General features: G+C 68.3%; 11 protein-coding genes. 6 read left to right on the top strand and 5 right to left on the bottom strand.

The window, feature by feature from the left end; translation table 11 throughout:
- Positions 1-53: 53 nt before the first annotated feature.
- Positions 54-1,481: an MFS transporter gene (locus LGN10_RS16120; protein WP_226224237.1), complete on the bottom strand. Its 1,428-nt coding sequence runs from the start codon at positions 1,479-1,481 to the stop codon at positions 54-56.
- A gap of 227 nt (positions 1,482-1,708) precedes the next feature.
- Between LGN10_RS16120 and LGN10_RS16115 the strand changes: the two genes are divergently transcribed.
- Positions 1,709-2,518: an ABC transporter ATP-binding protein gene (locus tag LGN10_RS16115; protein WP_226224236.1), complete on the top strand. Its 810-nt coding sequence runs from the start codon at positions 1,709-1,711 to the stop codon at positions 2,516-2,518.
- A gap of 27 nt (positions 2,519-2,545) precedes the next feature.
- On the opposite strand, the gene LGN10_RS16110 is transcribed toward LGN10_RS16115, so the two are convergent.
- Positions 2,546-3,454, bottom strand: a complete 909-nt coding sequence (locus LGN10_RS16110; RefSeq protein WP_226224235.1) for an alpha/beta fold hydrolase — start codon at positions 3,452-3,454, stop codon at positions 2,546-2,548.
- Between the two features lie 86 nt (positions 3,455-3,540).
- Between LGN10_RS16110 and LGN10_RS16105 the strand changes: the two genes are divergently transcribed.
- The 4 genes from LGN10_RS16105 (at position 3,541) to LGN10_RS16090 (ending at position 13,985) form a co-directional block, all read left to right on the top strand.
- The gene (locus LGN10_RS16105) at positions 3,541-3,927 is read left to right on the top strand and encodes a MerR family transcriptional regulator (RefSeq protein ID WP_059577708.1); all 387 of its coding nucleotides are present in this window, start codon (positions 3,541-3,543) and stop codon (positions 3,925-3,927) included.
- Positions 3,928-4,568: 641 nt separating this feature from the next.
- Complete coding sequence (locus LGN10_RS16100; protein ID WP_059637675.1) at positions 4,569-4,805, top strand: hypothetical protein; 237 nt, start codon at positions 4,569-4,571, stop codon at positions 4,803-4,805.
- Between the two features lie 126 nt (positions 4,806-4,931).
- A complete protein-coding gene (locus tag LGN10_RS16095; RefSeq protein ID WP_059577704.1) occupies positions 4,932-5,255 on the top strand; it encodes a hypothetical protein in 324 nt (107 codons plus the stop codon).
- A gap of 126 nt (positions 5,256-5,381) precedes the next feature.
- Positions 5,382-13,985: an RHS repeat domain-containing protein gene (locus tag LGN10_RS16090; RefSeq protein ID WP_226224234.1), complete on the top strand. Its 8,604-nt coding sequence runs from the start codon at positions 5,382-5,384 to the stop codon at positions 13,983-13,985.
- Positions 13,986-14,112: 127 nt separating this feature from the next.
- On the opposite strand, the gene LGN10_RS16085 is transcribed toward LGN10_RS16090, so the two are convergent.
- Together LGN10_RS16085 and LGN10_RS16080 are read right to left on the bottom strand one after the other, a co-directional pair.
- A complete protein-coding gene (locus LGN10_RS16085; protein ID WP_179231829.1) occupies positions 14,113-14,520 on the bottom strand; it encodes a VOC family protein in 408 nt (135 codons plus the stop codon).
- 345 nt (positions 14,521-14,865) lie between these two features.
- Positions 14,866-18,459: a YadA family autotransporter adhesin gene (locus LGN10_RS16080; RefSeq protein WP_226224233.1), complete on the bottom strand. Its 3,594-nt coding sequence runs from the start codon at positions 18,457-18,459 to the stop codon at positions 14,866-14,868.
- 1,130 nt (positions 18,460-19,589) lie between these two features.
- Between LGN10_RS16080 and LGN10_RS16075 the strand changes: the two genes are divergently transcribed.
- Positions 19,590-20,405, top strand: a complete 816-nt coding sequence (locus LGN10_RS16075) for a response regulator (protein ID WP_226224232.1) — start codon at positions 19,590-19,592, stop codon at positions 20,403-20,405.
- Positions 20,406-20,427: 22 nt separating this feature from the next.
- Here LGN10_RS16075 and LGN10_RS16070 read toward each other — a convergent pair whose 3' ends face one another.
- Positions 20,428-22,605, bottom strand: coding sequence for a TonB-dependent siderophore receptor (locus LGN10_RS16070; RefSeq protein ID WP_226224231.1), 2,178 nt, complete (start codon positions 22,603-22,605; stop codon positions 20,428-20,430).
- Positions 22,606-22,876 lie beyond the last annotated feature (271 nt).

Raw genomic sequence — 22,876 nt, 5'->3', positions numbered from 1 at the left:
CCGACGAAGCCGTGCGTATTTTCCGGGGCAACGGCGAGCGCCCCGGTCAGCGCTTACGCCGCGCTTTCGTCGTCGACGTCGTGCGCCGTCGGTTCATACCTCACGATCAGCAGGAACACGATCGGCGTGACCGCGCTGATCGCGACGACCCAGAACATGTCGGTGCCGAGGCGGGCTTGCAGGATCGGCAGCACGAACAGCGCGAGCGCCTGGCCGATGCCGCACAGCGATCGCCCGAAGCCGACACCGGTGCCGCGGATAGCGGCCGGATACGACAGCGTCGGATAGATCATCATCTGCGCGCCGGGCCCGAAGCCTTCGGCGAACAGCCACGTGCCGAGCATCAGCAGCACGACGCCCACCGCCAGCGCGCCGTGCGGATGGCCCGCCAGCGCCAGCGCGACGAGCGCGACCGTTTGCAGCGCGAACCCCGCGATCGCGACGTGGCGCGACGCATGGCGATACGCGAGCCGCATGCCCAGCAAGCCGCCGGTGAACGCGAACAGCACGTTCAATGCGAGCGATGCCGCGATCGTCTCGAACACGCCCGCGCCGAGAAATTGCGACAGGATCGACGGCAGGAAGAACGCGATCGCCGTGTATTCGAACGGGATGCACAGGTTCATCACGCTGGCGACGATCGTGCGCCCGAGATACGGGCGCTGGAACAGCACGCGAATCCGCACCGGCGGCGGGCTCGGCTCGCGTCGCACGTCCTGCGCTTCGTGCGCGTGAATGCCGTACGACTGGCGCAGGATGCGCGCGGCGTTGGCCAGATCGCCCTGATTCGCGGCCCACAGCGGGGATTCGTTCATGAAGCGGTTGCGGAACAGGATGATGACGAGCGCCGGCACCGCACCGAAGATCAGCGACGCGCGCCACAGCCATCCCGCATGCTCGGCCGGCAGCAGGAAGTACAGGCCGAAGATCAGCAGGAAGCACACCGACGACGCGACGTACCACATCGGGCACCACGCGGCGAGCCGCGACGCCTTGTTGCCGCGGCCGTTGAACTTCGAGAATTCCGCGAGAAACGCCATCGCGACCGGCAGGTCGATGCCGACGCCGAGCCCCATCACGAAGCGGGCGGCGATCAGCACCCAGACGTTCGGCGCGAGCCCGGCCGCGATCGCCGCGACCACGAAGAACAGCATGTCGGCCATGAACACCTGGTAGCGGCCGATCCGGTCGGTCAGCCAGCCGCCGATCAGGCTGCCGAAGATCGTGCCGATCATGATCGCCGACCCGACGAGCCCGGTCAGCGCGGGCGTCAGCCCGAATTCGCGCGTCACGTCGTCGATGCCGTAGGACAGCGTCGTCAGGTCGTACGCGTCGAGAAACACGCCGCCGAGCGCCAGCAGCACGATCATCCGTGCATGGCTGACCGAACTGTCGACCGTGTTGATCAGGCGCGCGACGTCGCTGACCGAGCGGATGGGGGAAGAAACCGGCGTAACGGGGCTCAGGTCGATCGAACTCATCGGATTCCTTAGTGTGTCGCCGGATGGCCGGCGAATGAGCGGCGAAGTTTGCAGGATGCCGGCCGCCGCGACAGGGGCATCGCGGCCCGGGCCGTCGAACGAATGCGTTCCGGCCGTCGTCGAATGCGTCGCTTGCCGGCACCGGAAATTCTGTTCTCCAGGCCCGGCAATCCCAAGCGATATAAACCGATAAATTAATCGGCGTGCGTCATAAAGTTGCGCGGGCCGTGCTATCTCCTTCCGGCCGCCCGGCGGCCGGCCTCGCCGCACCGCTGCTCGACCGGCGGATCGCCCGCAAGCTGTATGGCGATCGCACGGTCCTCGCCGACATCGCGTTGCAGGTCGCGCCACGCGAGATCGTCTGCGTGGTCGGCCCGAGCGGTTGCGGCAAGAGCACGCTGCTGCGGATCGTCGCCGGCCTCGACGCGAACTTCCGCGGCAGCGTGACGCTCGACGGCAGCGCGCTCGCCGGGCCGTCCGCGCGCGTCGGCGTGATCTTTCAGGAGCCGCGGCTGCTGCCGTGGCTGTCGATCGCCGACAACGTCGGCTTCGCGGCCGGTGCGCGGGGCGGACGCGACCCGAGCGTCGCGCGCTTGCTCGACGAAGTCGGTCTGGCCGGCGTCGCGCGGCAACTGCCGGCCACGTTGTCGGGCGGAATGGCGCAGCGCGCCGTGATCGCGCGCGGGCTGTTCGGCGAGCCGGACCTGCTGCTGCTCGACGAGCCGTTCAGCGCGGTCGACGCGATCACGCGGATGCGCCTGCAGACGCTGCTGCTCGATGTCGTCCAGCGGCGCCGGATGGCCGCGACCGTCGTCACGCACGATCTCGACGAGGCGCTGTATCTCGGCGATCGCGTGCTGATGCTCGCGCCGAACCCGGACCGCGTCGACGACGAACTCCACGTCGACGTCGCGCGGCCGCGCGATCGGCGCGATCCGTCGCTGGCCGCGCTGCGCGCGCGGCTGCTCGATGCGTTCCAGCGCTTTCACGATCGCGCGGCCGGCGACACGGCGGGGATCCCGGCCACGCCGGACTGACATCGCCGGCCCGCACCGCACACGACGTCATCGCGTGGACACCGACCGCACGAACGCGGCCAGATCGCGATTGAACCGCTCGGCTTCCTCGATGAACGGTGCGTGCCCCGACTCCGCATACACCTTGCTGGCGATGCGCGGATTCAGCTCGGCCGCGCGAGCCAGCGTCGTGGGCGTATCGACCAGTGCATCGCGGCCGCCGTAGATGAAGAGCAGCGGCACGCGCGCGTGGCCGAGCCCCGCCGCGGCGAATACCGACATCGTCGGGATGGCCTTTTGCATGTCCCACGACGCCATCGCGGCATTGGCGAGCAACCGCTCGAACGTGGCGGCATCCGGCCGGCGGTTGAAGCACAGACCGACGAACGTGCGCTCGCCGTCGAGATGCGTTTTCAGGTCCGGCGCGTTCATGTCACGGTACACGTCCGGGTGATCGACGATCTGGCCCGGCGCGAGTTCGACCACGCCGTCGACGTACACGGCCCCCGCGATCGCTCCGTCGCCGTATCTGGCGAGGTAGTTCGAGATCACCACGCCGCCGAGCGACCAGCCGACCACGACGGGCTTGCGCGCATGCGCGCCGTCGATCACCGCGGCGAGATCGTCGCCCCAGCGGCCTCCGTCGCGATACGGCCGCGCGCCGGACGGCTTGTCCGACAGCCCGTGGCCGCGCAGATCGTACGTGATGATCCGGAATCCGCGCAGCTCGGGGCTCTCGACCTGCGCGTCCCAGTTCAGGCGGCTGCCGAGCAGGCCGTGAATCAGGATGACCGGCACGCCGTCGGGGTCGCCGCTTTCCTGAACGGCCAGCTTCACGCCGTCCGTCGACGTCACGGTATAGCTGAGCGGCGCGGCCGCCGCATCGTACGCCGACGCGAACGGCGTCGCCCACCAGACCACGGCCAGCAGCCAGCGGATCAGCACTCGGGTAGTCACGATTTTTCCTCCAGGCATGAACGGACGCACAGTCTCAACCCTCACACTGATGTGAGAGTCAAGCGAATCGTGCTAACCTGCCCCGCATGAAAAACCCGCCTCCGCAGCCGCTGCTGACCATCGGCAAACTCGCGCAGCTCACCGGCGCGAGCGTGCGCTCGATCCGGCACTACGACGAGCACGGCCTGCTCGCGTCGGTGCGCGCGGCCAACGGCTACCGCATGTTCCCCGACAACGCGGTGACGCAGGTCAGACAGATCCAGCGCATGATCGCGACCGGTTTCACCCTCGACGACATTCGCGGCTTTCCGGACTGCATGCTGCTGATCGAGGGCGCGCGTTCGTGCGATCAGATCTCCGAGGTTCAGCGCGAACGCCTCGAAGCGATCGACCGTCAGATCGCCGATCTGGAAAAGCGGCGTGCGCGGCTCATCAAGACCTTGCAGGATGGCGCGGTGCCGCCGCTCGATTGAGGCGCCAGCGTTCACCGGCACGAATCAGCCCCCGCGTCGCCCTTCGGGCACCCGCTTCACATCGGAATCGTTCGAGAATGCGCGACCGGCGACGGCGCGCACACCACGCCCGCCGAGCCGCCGAAAAAACGGGCATATTCAATTACCGCCGATTACAAACGCTTTTCATAAACGCATCCTTGACATGCCGAATCGCGTGGTATTTACTGCCATTGCAATCGATGCAATACGAAAAACCGCACGACGAAAAACAGGAATGAGAGTTGCATTTGCAGCGGCGCGCAGCAATACGCGTCGGCGAAATGCAAGACCGAGAAGTAAAACAGGCTTGATCCGACCGGGGGCCACATCCATGTCCGCTACCACCAAACCGCCGCCTGGCGGTTGATTCCCGCCATTCAGCCATCCGACCCCGCAGGCCTGCCGCCGGTTTTCCGATAGAACCGGGGCGGCGCCGCGACGCGCGTCGTCCACCCGGATCGCATCGCTCGTGCGTCGGGTTTCAATGCGAGACGGTATGTTCGCGGAATATCCATTTTAAAAATCCGGTGGATCCCGAATTTCACCGGCGATGCATTATCAATTCGGGATTTTCTTAAATCTGTCGCTTCGATATTTCATATATTGATAAAGGAATAAAAATGAGTACCACGACGATCGAAAGTGCCGGTTACGGGGTCTACAACTCGACCATCGATGTCACGAGCCAGGTGGCGGCGGCCTACCAGAACGGCCAGCGCGTATTCACGGCCAGCAACCAATGGGGCGATCCGGCCCCGGGCGAGCGCAAGTACCTGTACATCTTCTGGACCCGCAACAGCGAATCGCAGTCGGGCGTGACCGGCGAGAACGATTCTCACGGCGTCACCCTGCCCTGAACCGCGTTCCGCGCGCGGGACGGGCCGCCGCGCCGCGGCAGTTGGCAATCGGCAGTCGCACGGCCCGTGCGCGTCATCCGGCGCGCAGCGTGTCTTCCCCACCTTACCGATCGACAGGAGTCTTTCATGCCGTCCGTCTACGTGCAGAACATCTCGATTCCCCTGAGCGACGCCAAGCCGTCCGATTCGGGCGTCATCACGGCCCAGGCCACCTACAGCTTCCCGACCAACGTGATTGCGGCCGGCGCGTCGGTGGCCAGCTACTCGGTCTCGTTCGGCAACACCGACCACCACCTGCGCACGGTAGGCGCGAGCGTGCAGGTGCAGACGCAGAACAATTCGCCGACGGTGACCATCACGGGCTCGCTCCAGTTGATCGACAACAGCAGCAACGAGCTCAATCCGAGCAGTTGCTCGCTGATCGCGTCGGTGATTGCCTGGGCGCAATAAGCGGGGTTCGCCGCCGCGCCGCCGCGATGGGCGGCGGCGTCGTTTCCATTGCCCGGTTTGCGGTCGTGCCTTTCGTGGTCCTCCGCCCGGCGTTCGGGCCGGGGACCATTTTCTCGAGGAGTCGCCATGTCCACCAGCGCCAGCCAGCAGGCCGACATTCCCGCCCTGGGCGTGCTCCAGTTCGACGCCGGCAGCTTCGGTTCCGCCGTGAACCTGTTCCGCGGCAATCTCGCCTTCCCGCTCAAGCTGCTGACGCTGCCGGCGCGTGGCGGGCTGGCGTTCGACCTGACCCTGCTGTACCAGAGCAACGTCGCCGACCAGGTCTCGCAATGGAACCTCACGAACCCGAGCGGCGCGCTCGGCGTGGGCTGGAGCATGCCGCTCGAGCGCATCGTCGCGGAAACGCAGGGCACGGGCAGCCCGCTCGACGTGCAGTACTACCTGATGAGCCAGGGCCAGGCGATGCAGCTCGTGCCGATCCCCACGGCGTGGGGCCGCGGCACGCTGGCCGCCGACGCGTTCGACGACGCCGCGAGCGCGGCGCCGTTCGCGAGCGATCGCGTGCCGGCGGCACTCGCGTCCGCGCTGGAGCGACACGGCTGGCGCCCGTCGGGCGACGCGCGTGTGTCGCCCACCGGCCGCCCCGGCGAGTGGCGCCTCGACGATGCGCCGCTGCGCCGCTCCCATCTGCTGCGCCGGCAAGCGGACGGCACGATCGCCGTGACCACCGACGGCCAGTCCTATGAAACGGCGCCCTACCAGTTCTGGCAGATCACGCACTACCCGGCCTGGGACAGTTGGGAAGTCGTCCGCCCGGACGGCACGGTCGCCACCTACGGCGGCTCGGATGCGGCCGCCGCCGCGCGCAACCTGATCCAGTGGGGCATCCGCTGGGGCAACTGGGTCGGCCCGAGCCGCCGCGCGGAAAACCAGCAGCGCTATGCGGTGGCGTGGAATCTCGCGCAGTTGCGCAACACGCTCGGGCACTGGATCGAATTTTCGTACAGCACGATCGAGCAGGCGGTCGGCGACGGCACGTTGACCTACACGCGCGAATGCCAGATCGCGAGCATGGAAAACGATCTCGGCTGGTCGTGCCGGTTCGCGTGGCAGCCGATGACCTACGACACCCGCTCGCTCGACGCGCCGAAGGAATACCTGGCCGCGCACGGCGACCCGACCCAGGTGCCGGGCGGCCAGCCGAACGCGTGGCAGGACCGTTACGAGACGCGCTATCTCGACCACGTCGACGTGATCGACGGCTCGGGCGCGCAGCAGACCCGCCTCGATTTCGACTGGTACGACCTGACCCTTCTCGCGCCGCGCGACGCCGCCAATCCGCTCGCCACCGGCGCCTGCTACAAACGCTATCTGAAAAGCGTGACGGACACGTTCAGCGGCGGCGCGGCCCGCCCCGGCATCACGTTCGACTACAACTTCGATGCCGGCGGCGCGCCGAACCCGGGCGCGATGACGTCGATGACGCTGCCCACCGGCGGCGTGCTGCGCTACACGTACGCCGAGATCGACGTGGGCGCGGACGAGAACGTCGATCCGGGCTCGCGCAATCTCACCGTCGACAATCCGTTCGGCGCGAGCCGGCCGGGCGCGCCGCGCATCTGGTACGGCGCCGACTACGTGGTCGTCGCGTGGTACGAGGCCAGCGAGAACGCGCTGCTGGTGAACGTCTACACGTGGCTGGGCCGCTGGATTCCGGCCTGGACGGACTGGCAGCGCTTCGACGGCGCGCTCGATCTCGACCGGACGGTGGCCACGACCAGCGCCGACAGCTTCGTGCTCGTGCTGGCGAGCCTCGACGACACGCAATCGACGCTCTATCTCGCGTCGCGCCGGCCGGTCGCGAACGCGGACTGGCGTTTCGCGGGCGAGCCCGGCGCGCCCACGCCGTACCGCTACGCCAGCAGCCAGTTGCGAATCGCCAACGGCGCCGACTTCTTCGTCGTGGTCGACAACGACGATCGCCGCGTCGACCGCTACGCGCTGAACTGGCAGACGCGCGGCTGGGACGTCGCGCCCGCGCTCGCGAGCGGCACGTGCTGCCCGTCCGGCAGCATCAATACGCAATCGTACGTGGCGGCGGCCACGAATCACTATCTGGTGTTCTGCTATGACGAGGACACGGCGCGCGGCCGGTTCAGCCTGATGGTCCGCGATGCGGCGACGCTCGCGTGGCGGCTCGGCAGCACGCTGGACACCGACGCGATCACGATTCCGGCCGTCGGCGCCACGTCGTATTTCCAGCTGTCGATGGGCCAGGGCTTCGCGGCAGCCGCGTGGATCGACCGCTATGCGTCGTCGGGCGGCGTGGTGAAGGCCTTCGACTACCGCCTGGCGGTGCCCGCGTGGGACGACGACTACGGCAACCTCGCGTTGCGCCCGCTGCCCGACGTATTCGACGGCCCGGGCTTCACGAACCTGTCGCCCGCGTTCATGCAGACGCTCGGCCCCGTGATCACCGGCAACAGCCTGATCGGCTCGGGCCCGAACGTGCTGGTGTTCGACGGCGTGAGCTGGTCCTACCACTTCGCGGGCATCCAGTACCCGCCCGGCAGCGACGCGAACCGCCAGTTCTACTGGTACGCGTGGGACCCGCTCGGCGTGCTGAAGACGGAGAACACGACGTCGGCGCTCTACTCCGCGCTCGACAGTTTCGATCCCGATGCCGACACGCCCTGGGTCACCCAGGTGCTGCAGGACGAGGATCCGGCGCCCGCGGATCGCCAGACGCAGGGCTTCCCGACGCTGGCCGGCGAATTCCTGTCGCAGAACCGCGACCTCTACGGCCGTTCGGTCTGGCCCGCGTGGAACCCGCTCGCCGGATTCCGGCTGGGCGAAATCACCGTCGATCGCTTCGACAGCACGACCGTCATCAACCAGGCGCCGGATTTCCTCGCGTTCATGACGCTCGACGCCGACGGCGCGCCGCTCGACACGCAGGTGCGCTTCTTCAGCAACGGCGGGCTGCTGCGGGACGCGCAGGGCGAGCCGGTGGTCGAGCGGTTCCCCGGGCAGCAGATGTTCCGCCTGCTCAACAGCACGCTGCAGTACGAGACGGCCATCTCGGGCAAGCTGCCGGCGATTCCGTCGGGCTTCGTGACCTTCCCGTCGGGCAACGAGATCGACGCATCGACCCACGTCACGCTGCACCGCTATGCGAATCACTCGCTGCATGCGCCGCTCGCGGCCTTCGTCGTGACCGCGCTGGCGATGGACAGCGGCTACGACACGATGCTGCGCTGCTATGCGTACGCGGACGTGTCGGCCAACACCGATCCGTCGGGCAGCATCGTGCAATTCTCGACGGTGTCCGAATACCAGGCGTGCGAGACGCCGCAGGCACAGCGCTACGGCTGGACCACGAGCCATTTCTACAACGGCCTGCCCGCGCGCACGCTGCAGTTGCCGGACGATTGCCGCGTCCGTGCCGGCGCATGCGGTACGGCCGCGCCCGTCGACGACGCGTATTCGCTCGCGGCCGGCCTGCTGTTGTCGACCTCGGTGTACGACCGCGACGGCACGCTGCTGTCGTCCACCACCAGCGACTGGACCTACACCGACCAGGTCGCGAGCGACGCGAACGGCACCGCGCTGCGCAATCTCTACGACGCCGTGCCGCAGATCGCGACGTCGATCGAGAGCCTGCAGGGCGTCGAGCGCACCATGACCTATGCGTACAACGCGGCCTCGGGCTATCCGGCCACGGTGCAGACCGCCTACTACGACAGCCGGGGCGAGCTCAACGTCACGCAGCGCACGTCGCTGTTCGGTTTCGAGGTCTACCCGGCGATGTGGAGCGCGCACATTCTCGCGCCGGTGGCCAGTGCGTCGACGCGGGTGCAGGCGGACGGCGGCTGGCTGTTGCAGGCCGCGAAAGCGCAGACCTTCCGCAGTTGGGCCCGCGACGACGGCACCACCTATCTGGCGGAAGCCGACAGCTGGGTCGCGGTCGACGCGGATGCGCCGCCGTTCGCCGCGTGGAACGGCGGTCAGCCCGGCGCGGGCTGGCTGCTGCAAGAGCGTATCGACACCCGCGACGGCGAAGGCAACGTGCTGCTGTCGCACGACGTCACCGGCCGACCGATGGCTTCGCTGTTCGACGACGCGGGGCGTTTTCGGATCGCGGGCTTCGTCAATTCGGCCAGCGGCAATGCGTACGACAGTTTCGAGGATTACCAGCGGCCGACCTGGAGCCTGCCGGCCGGCGCGGCCGTCTATCGCGACGACGCGGCCAGCGGCACCGCGTGCCTGCAGATCACCGCGTCGGCGACGCTCACCCGCGCCGTGACGTTGACCGACGGCCGCGCGCGGCAGTTGTTCGGCCTCTGGTTCAAGAGCCCGCCCGGCGCGACCGCGCGCGACTTCGCCGTGACGCTGACGCTCACCGCGCCGGGCGGCGCGCAGGTGAGCCGGCGCCTCGCGCCCACCGCCGGCCAGTGGCAACCGCAGCAATGGACCGTCGATCCGTCGTCGCTGGGCCTCGGCGCGAACGCCACCGTCACGCTCGGCATTCAGGCGGAACTGCCGGCGGGCGGCGCGGCGTGGCTGCGGCTCGACGACGTGTTCTTCACGCCGCTCGACTGCCAGTTCCAGTCGATCGCCTACGACGGCGCACGGCTGCGCACGCTCGGCACCACCGCGCCGAACGGCGTGCGCTCGCGCACGCTCTACAACCCGTTCGCCGAGCCGTCCGTGACGGTCGGCCCCTGGGACAACCCGAGCCTGATCAGCATGACCTGGTTCGCCGCGCAGGACACGACGATCGGCCCGGCCGCCCCGTTTCCGCGCGCCACGCCGAACGCGGCGATCAACGTCACCGGCCAGGGAACCGGCGTGTACGACGGCTTCTGCAACGGCGCGCTGGCGTTCTACACGGCCGCGTCGGGCAATGCGGCCGACTGGACCGCGGGCGGCGGCCTGCTCAGCTATCACGGCGAGGCCGGCGGGCCGCTCGGCGCGCGGCTCGAACGCACCGGTTTCGCGGCGACGAGCATCGCCGCACGCGTGCTGGTCGATCGCGCCACGCTCGGCGACGCGGTGCTCGGCACCGGCACGTGGTTCGTCGGCTTCAGCCCGGCGCAGGGCTGGCGTCTGTGGCGGCTCGACGGCGCGAACGCGGTGCTGCTGCAATCCGACAGCGGCGCGCCGGCCGCACGGGAATGGCTGCTGGTGGCCGTGACGGGCCGCGTGCTGTTCTTCGCCGACGGGCGCAAGGTGTTCGAATATGCGAACGCCGCGATCGCCGCCCCGTTCGGCCTGCAGCTCGGCATGACGGCGCCCGGCAGCTTCTCGGCGCTGGCCGTGGCCGAGGACGTCGGCCTGAGCGTCGAGTACCGGGACGGCCTCGCGCGCAGCCTGCAGACGCTCAAGCTCGAATCGGTCGATAGCGCCGTGCTCGACACCGGCGTGTACGACGAGCGCGGCAACAGCGCGATCCAGGCGCTCACGAGCCGCGTCACGGTGTCCGGCGCCCAGGCGCTGTTCGTCTACCAGGACGGCCTGGTGACCAACGGCGGCGCCGGCGGCAGCCTCTGGGAAGGCGCGCCGCTCGAAGGCGCGCTGGCCGCCTGGCACCCCGATGCCGGCGGCTATCCGTTCTCGCGCACCGCGTACGAAAACGCGCCGCTCGGCCGGCCGGTGGCGTTCGGCCAGCCCGGCTACGACTATGCGATCCGGCCCGGCAACACGCATTACGCGACGCGCGGCTACGGCGTCAATACCGATGCGGGGCGCTTCGCGTACCCGTTGCCGCTCGGCGAATATCACCTGACGGTGGACGTCGATCCCAACGGCGCGCTCACGCAAACCTGGTCGGACACGGCCGAGCACCTGATCGGCCGCGTGGTGCAGAACTCGGCCACCGACGACAGCCTCGACTGGCGCATGAGCCAGATCCACGACGCGCAGGGCCGCACCGTCGCGTCGGTGCCGCCCGCGTCGTACGCGGCGGGCGGCGCCGGCACGAAAACCGTGCCGGCCGGCAGCAGCACCGCCGAATACGATTTCGCCGGGCATCGGCTCAGCTCGACCGACCCCGACAGCGGCACCACGCAGATCGTCTACAGCAGCGCCGGGCTGATGCGCTTCCTCGCCGACGGCAATGCGTTGAACGGCGGCTACGTCGCCTATCGCAAATACGACACGCTGAGCCGCGTGATCGAGGAAGGCACCTTCGCCGTCGCGTGGGATCGCACGCAGCTTCAGCAGCATGCCGACGACCCCGACTGGCCGCCGTCGCCGCCCACCTGGAGCGTGCGCCGCCACTACGACGGCGACGGCTCGGATGCGACGCAGGACGACCATCTCGTCGGCCGGCTCTGGAAGGTCGAAGTCAACCAGGGCAACGCCGGGCTGGCCGCCTTGACCGAGACGGTCGCGTACGACCGGGCCGGGCGCGTGCTCGCGCGGCGCCGGCAATTCGCCGGGATGCCCGCGGGCGACTGCGTCATCGCGAATACGTGGTCAGCCGGCGGCAACCTGCTGTCGAGCACGGATTCGGCCACGGGGCTCGTCAGCCTGCGCCGTTACGATGCGCTCGGCCGCGTGCTCGAGGTCGCGGCCGACACCGGCGGCACGACGACCGTGCTGATCGCGCACGAGTACGAGCCGAACGGCAAGCCGGCGCTCACCCGGCTGCTGCCCGACGGCAACGGTTCGGCGATGTTGTCCCGGCGCTTCGCGTACACGCCGCCCGGCTGGCCCACCCTCAGCGATGCGGGGGCGGTGCTCCGGGAAACGCTCGGCTACGACACCGGCGCCTGTCAGGGCGGCGGCTACTACAACGGCGAAGTCGCGAGTCAGACCGTCACGGCGGACGTGCCCGGCGGGTCGCTCGGGCCGGCCTGCACCACCATGGATTCGCTCGGCCAGTTGACCGCGTTCGGTGCCGGCACAGACGCGCAACGCTGGGACATCGACCTGAACGGCAACTTCGAGCGGCACACGCGCGGCGCCGATTCGGCCGGTTACACGTATGCGGCCGGCACCAACCGACTGACCGGCTACACGGCCGCGCAAGACACCACCACGTTCGCTTACGACCATGCGGGCGGGATCATCGGCGCGAGCGACGGCGCCGGTGCGGCGCGCTGGCAGATCGGCTATGACGCCGGCACCGGGCGCCCCGTCAGCTACGCCAATCCGGGCGTGTCGCTGTCGATCCTGCGCGACGCGGACGGCAATCGCGCGGCGCTGACCCGCACGAGCGGCGGCGCGACCACGCAGCGCTTCCAGATGTCGATGCCCGACGGCGAAGTCGTGATCGATACGGCAAACGGCGCGAGCGAGCCGACCCGCTTCATCGCCGCGCTCGACGTCCAGGTGGCATGGCACGACGGGCGCTTCTACTTCGGGCTGCTCGACCATCTCGGCAGCGTGCGCGTGCTGCTCGACGCGAGCGGCGAGACCGTCGGCGCGTGGCAGTACGACGTATACGGCCAGCCCACCGTGCTCGTGGCCGCGCCGCTTGCGTGGCCGCGGCTGTTTACCGGCCACAACTACGACGCGGATTCCGGTTTCTATGACTGCAACGCGCGCTTCTACCACCCCGGATACGGCCGTTACCTCAGCGTCGATCCGATGCTGGAAACGCCGTCGCCGTACGTCTATGTCGGCAACAACCCGCTCGTCTTCACCGATCCGAGCGGCATGAACGTGTGGGGCATCATCGTCGGCGCGCTGGTCACGCTGGTGGTGGGCGTGGCCGGCGTGGTGCTGCTCGGCACCGGCATCGGCGCGGCGATCCTGGTGGGCGTGGTGGCCGGCGCGGTCGGGTCGATGGCCGGCGACCTCATGAGCATGGCCACCGGCGACCAGATCAGCTGGAAGCAGTTCGGCATCGACGCGCTGGCCGGCGCGGCGGCGGGCGCGGCCGGTGCGCTGGCCGGCGGCGGCGCCGGCGCCCTGACCGCGCGCGCGGCGCTCGGCTTGAGCGCGGGCAAGGTGGCCACCACGCTGTCGGTGTCGCTCGTCTCCGGCATCGCGGGCGGCGTGGCCGGCGGGGCGGCCGGGGCCGGCGTGACGGCAGGCATGACCGGGCAGCCGTTCTTCAGCCGCGCGACCGCGCTGAACATCGCGATCGGCGCGGTGGCGGGCGGCGGCGCCGGGCTGATGGCGGCGGGCGCGCACCTCACGTTCTTCACCGGCAAGGAATCGCTCGGCGTCAACCCGACGCCGCTGGAGAACGCCGGCGAAATCCCGAACTATCCGCCGCCGAACACGCCCGGCCTGCCGAGCGAGCCCGGCCAGAGCGGCCTGGTCGGGAAGGTGCGGATCCTGATGCCGAACGATCCGGTCACGACCAGCGTGAAACGCACGTGGGATGCGTTCACCACCGATCTGCAGCGACAGCAGTTCGCGCAGAATCTCACCCGGATCGGCAACCTCGACGTCGACGTCGTGGCGACGCATGGCATCTCGCGCAGCGCGATGGTCGAGTGGACGGGCAACAACGGCGTGCAGATCAACCGGCCGATCTCCGCGTCCACGCTGGCGCGGTTCCTGCGCGCGCAGGGCTACGGCGCGGCCGATACGAACTTTCCCGCGGCGTCGGGCAGGCCGATCAAGCTCGTCACCTGCTTCGCGGGGATGGCTGGCCGCTTCGGTTTCGCGCAGGCGCTGGCCAACGAGCTGCGGGTCGACGTGTACGCGCACTGGTGGGTGGTCTATCCGACCAACAACTCGACGCCATGGATCCGCTTTCAGCCGCGCTGACGGCGCGACGCATCGCAACGAGCGACGAGCGACGACGGCCGCGTGGCGGCCGTCGCGCATCGGGCATACCGCGCGGCTTCACCTTCGGCCCGTGGTCACGCCCATGCGCGGCCGCAACCGCGTCGCGTCAGTCGTCGAAGGTGCCCTGATATTCCGGCGCCGCATCCGCTCGCGTGTTCAGTTCGAACATCACGCCGCCCGGCGCGCGGCAAAAAAAGCGCGAGCCGCGCCCGTTGTTGAAGACGTCCGTCTCCATCGCGACGCCCTCTTCCTTGAAGCGCGCGAACAGCGCTTGCACGGCATCGAGGCTCGGCAGCTCGAAGCCGACGTGGAAATTGGTCGGCCACGCGGGCACGCCGTCGCCGACGTGATCGATCACGACGTCGAAGCCCGGGCGCTTGAGGATCCAGGATTTGTCCCAGCTTCCCGCGATCGTGAAGCCGAGGTATCGCTCGAAGAATCGGGCCGTCGCCAGCGTGTCGGCGGAGGGAAAGCTCAGGTGGTTGAGCTTCATCGTCTGTGTGGTGTCGGTCATTGTCGCGTGCTCCGATGCAGTGATGGGCGCAGGCCCCATGCCGTGCCGCCCGAGGACTTCAGAATACGAGCGCAAGCTCGCATTCCACAACTCGCATTGGACGTTCCGCCGCGGGCGCGCGAAACCCTTGCGGGGCCGGGCGTTACGGGATGGCGACGAACACGGCGGAAGGCGCTGCTCGCATTCGCGACGGCATCGTCGGTGCGAAATGCGCGATCGGCCGGCGGCGACGAACGACGACGGCCCGGGATTCGCGAACGAATCCCGGGCCGCGGATCGACAGCGGATGCCGGGCGTCGCATGCGTTGCCCGCACCGCGCATCGCTCAATGCGATGCAAGCCGCATCAGAACTGATAACCCGCGCCGACCACCGCGCCGAAGTCCGACCGCGTGTTGCCCGTCACCGATGCCTTGACGACCCAGCGGTTGCTCTCCGTCACGTACGAGTAGCCGGCCGCGAAGCCCTGCTGGCCGTGATAGTTCGACGTCGCCGCCGACACCATCGAGCGCCCCGCGCCGGTCGGCTGCGGCAAGCCGGCCACCGCCATCGCCGACGCGACGCCGCCGTACATGTCCTTCTTCAGGTCGTTGAACGCGTTGTACACCTGCCCGATGCGCTGGTCGGTATACCCCTTCGCCTGCGTCGACGCCGTCGCGAGATTGTCGTTCAGTTGCTGCACGTTCACCGCATCGGTCGGCGCCGTGCCGGCCGCGACGTTCGTGATCTGGCGCTCGCTGCCCTTCGCGCCGACCGAGAACGAGTTGTCGCGATCGGCGACCGAACCCTGGCCGACCGCCACCGCGTTCTTGCCGGTTGCCGTCGCCGTCGAGCCGATCGCGCCCGCGTCGGCACGTGCGATCCACGTGGTATTCGCATCGGTCGCGACCGCGCGGATTCGGTCGTTGGCCGCCACGTTCTTCAGCGCGTTGTTGAACTGGCCTACGTTGACCGCGTCGTTGTCGTTCACGCCCGCCGCGACACCGGTCAGCACGCGGTCGCCCGCCGTGCCCGAGAAGTTCACGCTCGTGCCGCCCGCGTCCTTGCCGACCGTGATCGCGCCGTTCGGATCCTGCTGCTGCACGAGGCCGGCCTTGCCGTTCGCGATGTTGGTCACGCTTCCTTGCAGGTTCGAGATGTCGGTGGTGTTCTTCGCCACCTGCTGGTTGGTCGCGTAGAGCTGCGAGCCGTTCACCGCGTCGGTGCTGGTCGCGCCGAACGTGCCGGCCTGCACGTTCGTGATGCGCGTGCCGCCCGCGCCGCCGAGCGTGATCGTGCTCTTCGAGCTGTCGTCGTACTGCACCGCGAGCGCGCCGAGCTGGTTCAGGTTCGACTGCACGTCCTTCAACTGCTTCACGTTCACCGCGTCGGTATCGCTGGTGCCCGCCGCGACGTTCTTCAGCACGACCGCCGACGTGGCATCGCCGCCGACGAGCGACACCGAATTCAGCCGGTTGCCGCTCGGGTCGACGTCGTACTTGACGACGTTCTTCACCGCTTCGCCGGCCTGGTTCGACACGTTCGTGATTTGCTGTTCGAGCGCGGTCTTCACGCCCGACAACTGCCCGCCGTTGATCGCGTCCGTGCTGCCCGCGGCGAGGTTGCCGTCGGCCACGTTCGTCAGCTTCGTCGGCGCACCGCCGCGCGCGGCGTTGAACGCGCCGAGCGTCGGGTCGAATTGCAGTGCATCCTGTTGCAGCCCGGCGATCGCGGCCGTGTTGCCCGCGATGTTCGTTTCGGCATTGCCGAGGCGCGTTTCGTGATTCGCGAGCGTCGTCGTGTTGCTGCCGACACGGCCGTCGAGGTTCGTCAGCGCGTCGCCGACGTTGTTGAACGCGTTGCCGCCGATCCTGTAGTCCGGTGCGCCGATCGAACCGTCCGCGTTCGCCGTCGCGCCGCCGCCGAGCGCGGCCGCCACGCCGTCGGTCGTGCGACGCAGTTGCGCGCCGTTCACCGCATCGGTGCTGCCGGCCGCCACGTTGCCTTGCGCGACGTTGGTCACGCGCACCGGGCTGCCGCCGTTGCCCGCGCCGAGCGACACCTGCTGCTTGCTCGCATCGTCGTACTTCACCGCGAGCGCGTCGAGCTGACTCGTCCCGTCGTGAATCGCCGCGGTCAGCTGATCGACGTTGACGGCATCGGTGCCGCTCTTGCCGGCCGCGACGTTGCTGATCAGTTGCGGGCCGTGGCCGCCGTGGCTCGCATCGTACGCGCCGAGGGCCGGGTTCCACTGCAGCGCGTCCTGCTGGAGCGCCGCGATGTTGCCGGTATTCGTCGTCACCTGGTTGCCGACCGCCGTGATCGACTGGTTCAGCGCGTCGGTCGCCTTGCCGAGCTGGCCCGCGTTCACCGCGTCGTTCGCGGCCACGCCGTCCGCCACGTTGTGCAGGCCGACCGGCGCCGTTGCACCCGTGCCGCCGAGCGTGACGCCGCCGTGCGCATCATCGTCGTACTGCACCGCGTTCTTCGTCGCGTTGCCGATCTGGCTCGCGATCGACGTGCTCAGGTTGCCGAGCGTCGTGCTCAGGTTGTTCGTCACGCTCGTGCTCAGCGACGCGAGGCCGCCGTTCAATTGGCCGACGTTCACCGCATCGTGCGCGTCCTTGCCGTCCGCGACGTTACGCAGCGTGGTGCCGTCGGGGCCGGCGAACGTCACCGAGTCGAAGCCGCTCGCGCCGTCGTACTTCACGTTGCGCGTATCGGCCGCCTGCAGGCCGGCGATGTTCGAGGCCGCCGTGCTCAGCGATCCGTTGATGCCGGTCACGCTGTTCTGCAGGTTCGTGATGTTCGACGCCGCGGTCGAAAGAGACGTCTGCAGCGGCGCGATGCCGCCCTTCAACTGCCCGACGTTGACCGCATCGGTATCGGCGACGCCGGCGGCCACGCCGCCGATCGTCGTGCCGGTGGCGCCGTCGAGCGCGATCGCCGCATGCGAGTCGTCGGTGTATTTGACGACGTTCTGCGTCGCCGTGACGATGCTCGTGCTCAAGCTGTTGCCGACGCTGGTCACGCGCTGGTCGACGTTGGAGATCGTGGTCGACAGCGCATTGCCGACCGACGTCACGCGTGCGTCGACGTTGCCGATGCCCGTGCTCAGCGTAGTGTTCAAGTTCTTCAGTTGCTGGACGTTGACGGCGTCGGTATCGGCCGCGCCCGCCGCGACGTTCTTGAGCTGGCGTTCGCTGCCGAGCGCGCCGAACGAGACCGCGCCGCCGACCGGCGCGGCCGTGCCGCCGAACACCGGCGTGCCGCCGTTGTTCGCGCCGATGCTGCCCGAGCCGATCGCCACCTGGTTGTTGTCGTTCGTCTGCGCGCCGGCGCCGATCGCCACCGACTGCGTGCCGCCGGCGCGCGTCTGCGTGGCCGCGTCGTACGATGCGCCGGCCGATACGCCGTCGCTCGACGTCGGATTCGCACCGCCGATCGCGACCGAGCGGTCGCCGCTCGCGAGCGCCGAGTGGCCCAGCGCGATCGAGCTCGTGCCGTGCGCATCGGCGACGTTGCCGAGCGCCATCGAGAAATCGCCCACCGCCGCCGACTGGCGGCCGACCGCCAGCGACGTATTGCCTTGTGCCACCGCCACCGTGCCGATCGCGGTGGCCGAGTTCGCCAGCGCCTGCGAGCCGACCCCGATCGCGATCGCGCCGCCGCTGCCGCTGCTGCCCTTGCTGCCCGCGTTCGACTGGTCGCCGATCGCGATGCCGCTGGCGCCGGCCTTCGCGTTGGTGCCTTGCGTCACGTTGGTGGTGCTGACGGCCACGTAGCTGCCGTTCTTCGTCGCCACGCACAGCGGGTTGGTGCCGTCGATGCACTGGCCGTTCAGCGCGTTGTCCGGGTTGCCGCGGTCGACGAAATTGTCCGCGTGGGCGGCGCCGGCGATCAGCACACCCGCGCCGGTGAACATCGCGGCGGCGAGCGCCGAAATCTGCTTCCTCTTCATGGTCTTCTGCTCCGTTGTGTAGCGTCTGGTTTGAATACGGACTACTTACTTTTATTGACAGCTTCGACTTCGATTGCGACTTCGGTTCTGAAACGGATTCCGCCGCCGGGCTGGCCATGTCGACACGATGCGTATCGAGCACCCGTTTCGGCAGGGCGTTCGAGGGCCCCGGGCATGACGCCGGATCGATGTTCCGTTCCGTTAATTCGACAACTTCATCAGGAATACATATTGATTATTGTGGACGAGCTTTTCCCCGACTGAATCCCGAGATTCAATCCGCCGTCGTGACATCTCCGATTTTTTTGCCGCGCCGACCGCGACCTACCCCGCTTCTTTTATTTCATCTCCGGAAACCGGAGTTTCATTGCCGTGCGGCGAGCACTTGCCTGGACCGTCATCAATCGATGCGCAGCCCCCCCCCCGGGTCGGGCAACGTCCGTCACCGCTTGCGCTGCCCTGCTCCAACCGTCATTCAAAGTTCGGACGAATTATGAGACACGAGCCTGAATTATTAAAGGCGGCATTCTTTATAGATTGTAAAATTCAAAACATTCAATGAGTTACGATAAATACACCCATTCCGCAAACGATTTCGCGACAATGCAATTAATCCAGATCTTTTATCGGGCGGATAAATACTTTGCCCAAGCGGATTGAAATGATATTTTTTCTGAAAGCGACAATCGGCAAGCCGGCCGCAGGTGCGCATTCGCGACGAAAAATACGCGTAAACCACGAGGCTCGACGCGCATCGACGCTTCATGTTTCCTGTCGAAAACCGCCATTTTCGATAATCGAAAAGGAGGAATTGCGAGAATAGCGCCGCCATGGCTGGCCGGATTCGAAATATGCTCCTACAATTCCGCTCGCACCGATTCCGGCAGCCGCGGCCATCCTCGACGCGAGCACGGCAATCCCTCGCGTCCCGACCGACTCGGCGATCCAGACAGCGAACGCCGCGCGATACGTCGAACGGTTGCGTGCCGCGCGGGTCCGCCCGTGCCGGAATCGATGCGAGCGTGCGATGCGACGGGTGCATCGCCACAGAGCGGGCTCCGACGTTTCCTCCGCACCGGGCAGGCCACCCGCGGAAACGCAGCCAACCGCCTTTTCACCACAGGTGCACGATGCCTTCATCGATCTCCGCATTGAGCGACGCGCATATCCTGATCGTCGACGATCAACCCGACCAGCTCCGGTTGCTGACCGACATCCTGCGCAGCACGGGATGCCGGATCAGCATCGCATTCGACGGCGCGCAGGCGTGCCAGCGCGCGCAGGCGCTGAGGCCCGACCTGATCCTGATGGACGTGCGCATGCCGCGCATGGACGGCTTCACCGCGTGCCGCCTGCTGGCCGCCGATCCGCTGACGTACGCGATCCCCGTCATCTTCCTGACCGTGGCCGGCGCATTGCACGAGCGGCTCGAGGGGCTCGAGATCGGCGGCGTCGACTACGTGGTGAAGCCGTTCGAGCCGGCGGAAGTGATCGCGCGGATTCGCGTGCAGCTCTCGCGGACGCGACGCGAACGGCCGGCCGACCCTGAACCGGCGGAAAACCCGTTCGCCGGCGGCAAGGACGACGACATCATCGTGCGCGCGGCCATTCGCCACCTGTCGCGCCGGCTGAACGATCCGCCGACGGTGGAGGAACTGGCGCGCGCGGTCGGCACGCACGAGAAGCGCCTGTCGCGTGCGTTTCGCGACAATCTCGGCCAGACGGTGTTCGAATATCTGCGCTACGAACGGCTGCGCATCGCGCAGGATCTGCTGGATTCGACCACGCTCAGCATCGCCAGCATCGCGAAGGAAATCGGCTTTTCCACGCCGGCCAATTTCGCGACCGCGTTCCGCGAACGGTTCGGCATCACGCCAACGGAATGGCGGCGCCAGCGCGATACGGGCGCGCGCGCCGCTACCCGGCAGCCGCAACGCCGCGCGTAGGCCCGATGCGGCACGGTCACGCCTACCAGTTGTATTTCGCGCTGGCCAGCACGGTCCGCTCGTTGCCGAACACGCATACGGCATACGACTGGCAGCCGCTCACGTAGCGCCGGTCGAACAGGTTCGCGACGTTCACCGCGAAACGCCAGCGCGGCAGGTCGTAATGGATCGCGAGGTCGTAAAGCGTCGCGCTCGGCACCGTCAGCGAATTGTCGGGCGCGCCGGCCGACGCGCTCTGGTAGCGCACGCCGCCGCCGACGCCGAGGCCCGCCAGCGCGCCCGTGCGCCAGGTCCAGTCGGCCCACATCGACGCCATCTGCCGCGGCAGCGGCACGGACACCGGCCAGTGGTTCAGCGACGCGTCGTTCGCCTGCACGTTCTTGACGTCCTGATACGCATACGACGCGACGATCGACAACTCGCGCGTCACCTTGCCGACCGCGCTCAGCTCGATGCCGCGCGAGCGTATCTTGCCGGTCTGCACCGACGTCGTGGCGCTCGCGTCGAGATTCACCGGCGTCGGCGTCACGACGTTGGTCTGGTCGATCTGATACACGGCCGCATTCAGCATCAGGTTCCGGCCGGGCGGCTCCCAGCGCAGCCCGGCCTCCGTCTGTGCACCGCGCGTCGGCTTCGGCAGGCCGCCGCCGAACATCCGCACGCCGATGACCGGATCGAACGACGTCGAATAGCTGACGTACGGCGACAACCCGGCGTCGCCGCGATAGGTGAGCCCGACGCGCCCGGAGAACGCGCTGACGTCCTGCTGGGCATGCGTGCCCGCGGTGCGGTCGTCGAAGCGCGCATTCACGAAATCCTCGCGGCCGCCGAGCGTCAGCGTCCAGCGCCGCCAGCGGATCTGGTCCTGCGCGTACACGCCAACCGAGTTCATCGCCGTGTACTGATCGACGTGGCCGAGCGACGTCGGCCCGGCGAAGATCGCGGCCGTCACGGGCCGATAGACGGGGTGATACAGGTCGAGCGACGGGGCGAGCGCGAGCCATACGCTGTTGGTCGTCGTCTGCCGGTCGAATTGCACGCCGAACAGCAGCGTGTGTTCGAGCGGCCCCGTGCCGAAGTGCGCCTGCGCGTGATTGTCGACGTCGAGCCGGCTGTAGTTGAGCTGGAACAGCCCCGCGAAACGCATCATGTTCGTCGTGCTGCGCGGCCCGAGGCCGTTGCCGAACACCGTCGCGTCGTCGAGCGACAGATGCGACCAGCGCACATCCTGATGCAGCGTCCAGATCGCGTTCACGCGGTGTTCCAGCGCATAGCCGAGCGACCATTGCTTCTTGCGATAGTCGTTGAACGACGGGTCGCCCATGTAGAGGTCCTGCGACAGGCGGCCGTTCGGGTTCGGCAGCACCGTGCCCGACGCGGGCAGGAAGTTCGACGAGATGTCGCCGCTATCCTGCAGAAACGTCGCTGAGAACGTCAGCGACGTGTCGGCGTTCGGCCGCCACCGGAACGACGGCGCGAGCGCGACGCGCCGGTCGCCGTTCGGGCCGGTCACCGCATTGCCGTCGCGCGCGACGCCGACGAACCGGTACGCATACTTGCCGTCCGGGTCGAGCCTGTCGCCGACGTCGAGCATGGCCTGCTTGCGCGCATCGTTGCCGATCTGCACGCCGGCTTCGCGCACGCGCTCGCCGTTGGCCAGCTTCGTGTGCGCATCGACGATCGCGCCCGGCTCGCCCGCGCCGTACAGCACCGACGTCGGCCCGCGCAGCACCGCGATCGAGTCGATCGTGTACGGATCGACCCGCCAGTTCGCGATCACGGCCGTGTCCGGCGCCGGCAGCCCGTCGACGTACAGCGTCGGCGTGAAGCCGCGCAATGCCGCATACCAGTCGGTGCGGCTGTCGGCGCCGAACGTCGCGAAACCCGGCACGTAGCGCAACGCCTGGTTCAGGTCGGCCGCGCCGGTCATGTCGATCTGTTGCGCGGTCACGAAGTTGATCGTTTGCGGAATCTCGTCGATCGGCGTGTCGGTCTTCGTGCCGGTGGCGGTGCGCCGCCCGACGAGCCCGACGGACGAAGCGTCCGTCGGCCCTCGCACGTCGATGGCCGGCAGCACGGCCGCCGCCGCCGCGCCCGGCGCCGATGCCTGCGCGTGCGCGCCGCCCGCGGCGGCCACGCACAATGCCCCGCCGGCCGCGATCGCCCGCGCGCGCCGCCGCGCTCCTGTCTCCGTCCACATCGTGTCGATACTCCGTCGTGCTGGGTTGGCCCGTTCTGCCGGATCGGCGGACCGTATGTCGCCGGAGGGCCGCCCGATGATGTCGTGATTGTCGTGCTCGCGATGACGCTGCCGCGTCGTACGGCAAGCACCGGCCGATCGCGTCGTTCGCGAGCGCAGCGATCATACCGGCCGAACGTGGCGCGGTCTTTAAAAAATAATCCGGTCGGCACTGCCCGCAGGTTCAAAGTGGCGCATTGTCGATCCCGCGGGCGGCGGCGTCATCGCGGTC

It is taken from the genome of Burkholderia sp. AU32262, from assembly GCF_020419985.1.
Lineage (GTDB): Bacteria > Pseudomonadota > Gammaproteobacteria > Burkholderiales > Burkholderiaceae > Burkholderia > Burkholderia semiarida.
Note: the sequence above shows the minus strand (reverse complement) of the source record. Positions and strands in the feature narration are given on the sequence as shown.

What these genes read in the sequence shown, in the direction of transcription:
- LGN10_RS16105 (WP_059577708.1), top strand. Translation starts at nt 3,541, where the DNA reads ATGAAAAACCCGCCTCCGCAGCCGCTGCTGACCATCGGCAAACTCGCG.
- LGN10_RS16075 (WP_226224232.1), top strand. Translation starts at nt 19,590, where the DNA reads ATGCCTTCATCGATCTCCGCATTGAGCGACGCGCATATCCTGATCGTC.
- LGN10_RS16080 (WP_226224233.1), bottom strand. Translation starts at nt 18,459, where the DNA reads ATGAAGAGGAAGCAGATTTCGGCGCTCGCCGCCGCGATGTTCACCGGC.
- LGN10_RS16120 (WP_226224237.1), bottom strand. Translation starts at nt 1,481, where the DNA reads ATGAGTTCGATCGACCTGAGCCCCGTTACGCCGGTTTCTTCCCCCATC.
- LGN10_RS16085 (WP_179231829.1), bottom strand. Translation starts at nt 14,520, where the DNA reads ATGACCGACACCACACAGACGATGAAGCTCAACCACCTGAGCTTTCCC.
- LGN10_RS16100 (WP_059637675.1), top strand. Translation starts at nt 4,569, where the DNA reads ATGAGTACCACGACGATCGAAAGTGCCGGTTACGGGGTCTACAACTCG.
- LGN10_RS16070 (WP_226224231.1), bottom strand. Translation starts at nt 22,605, where the DNA reads ATGTGGACGGAGACAGGAGCGCGGCGGCGCGCGCGGGCGATCGCGGCC.
- LGN10_RS16090 (WP_226224234.1), top strand. Translation starts at nt 5,382, where the DNA reads ATGTCCACCAGCGCCAGCCAGCAGGCCGACATTCCCGCCCTGGGCGTG.
- LGN10_RS16095 (WP_059577704.1), top strand. Translation starts at nt 4,932, where the DNA reads ATGCCGTCCGTCTACGTGCAGAACATCTCGATTCCCCTGAGCGACGCC.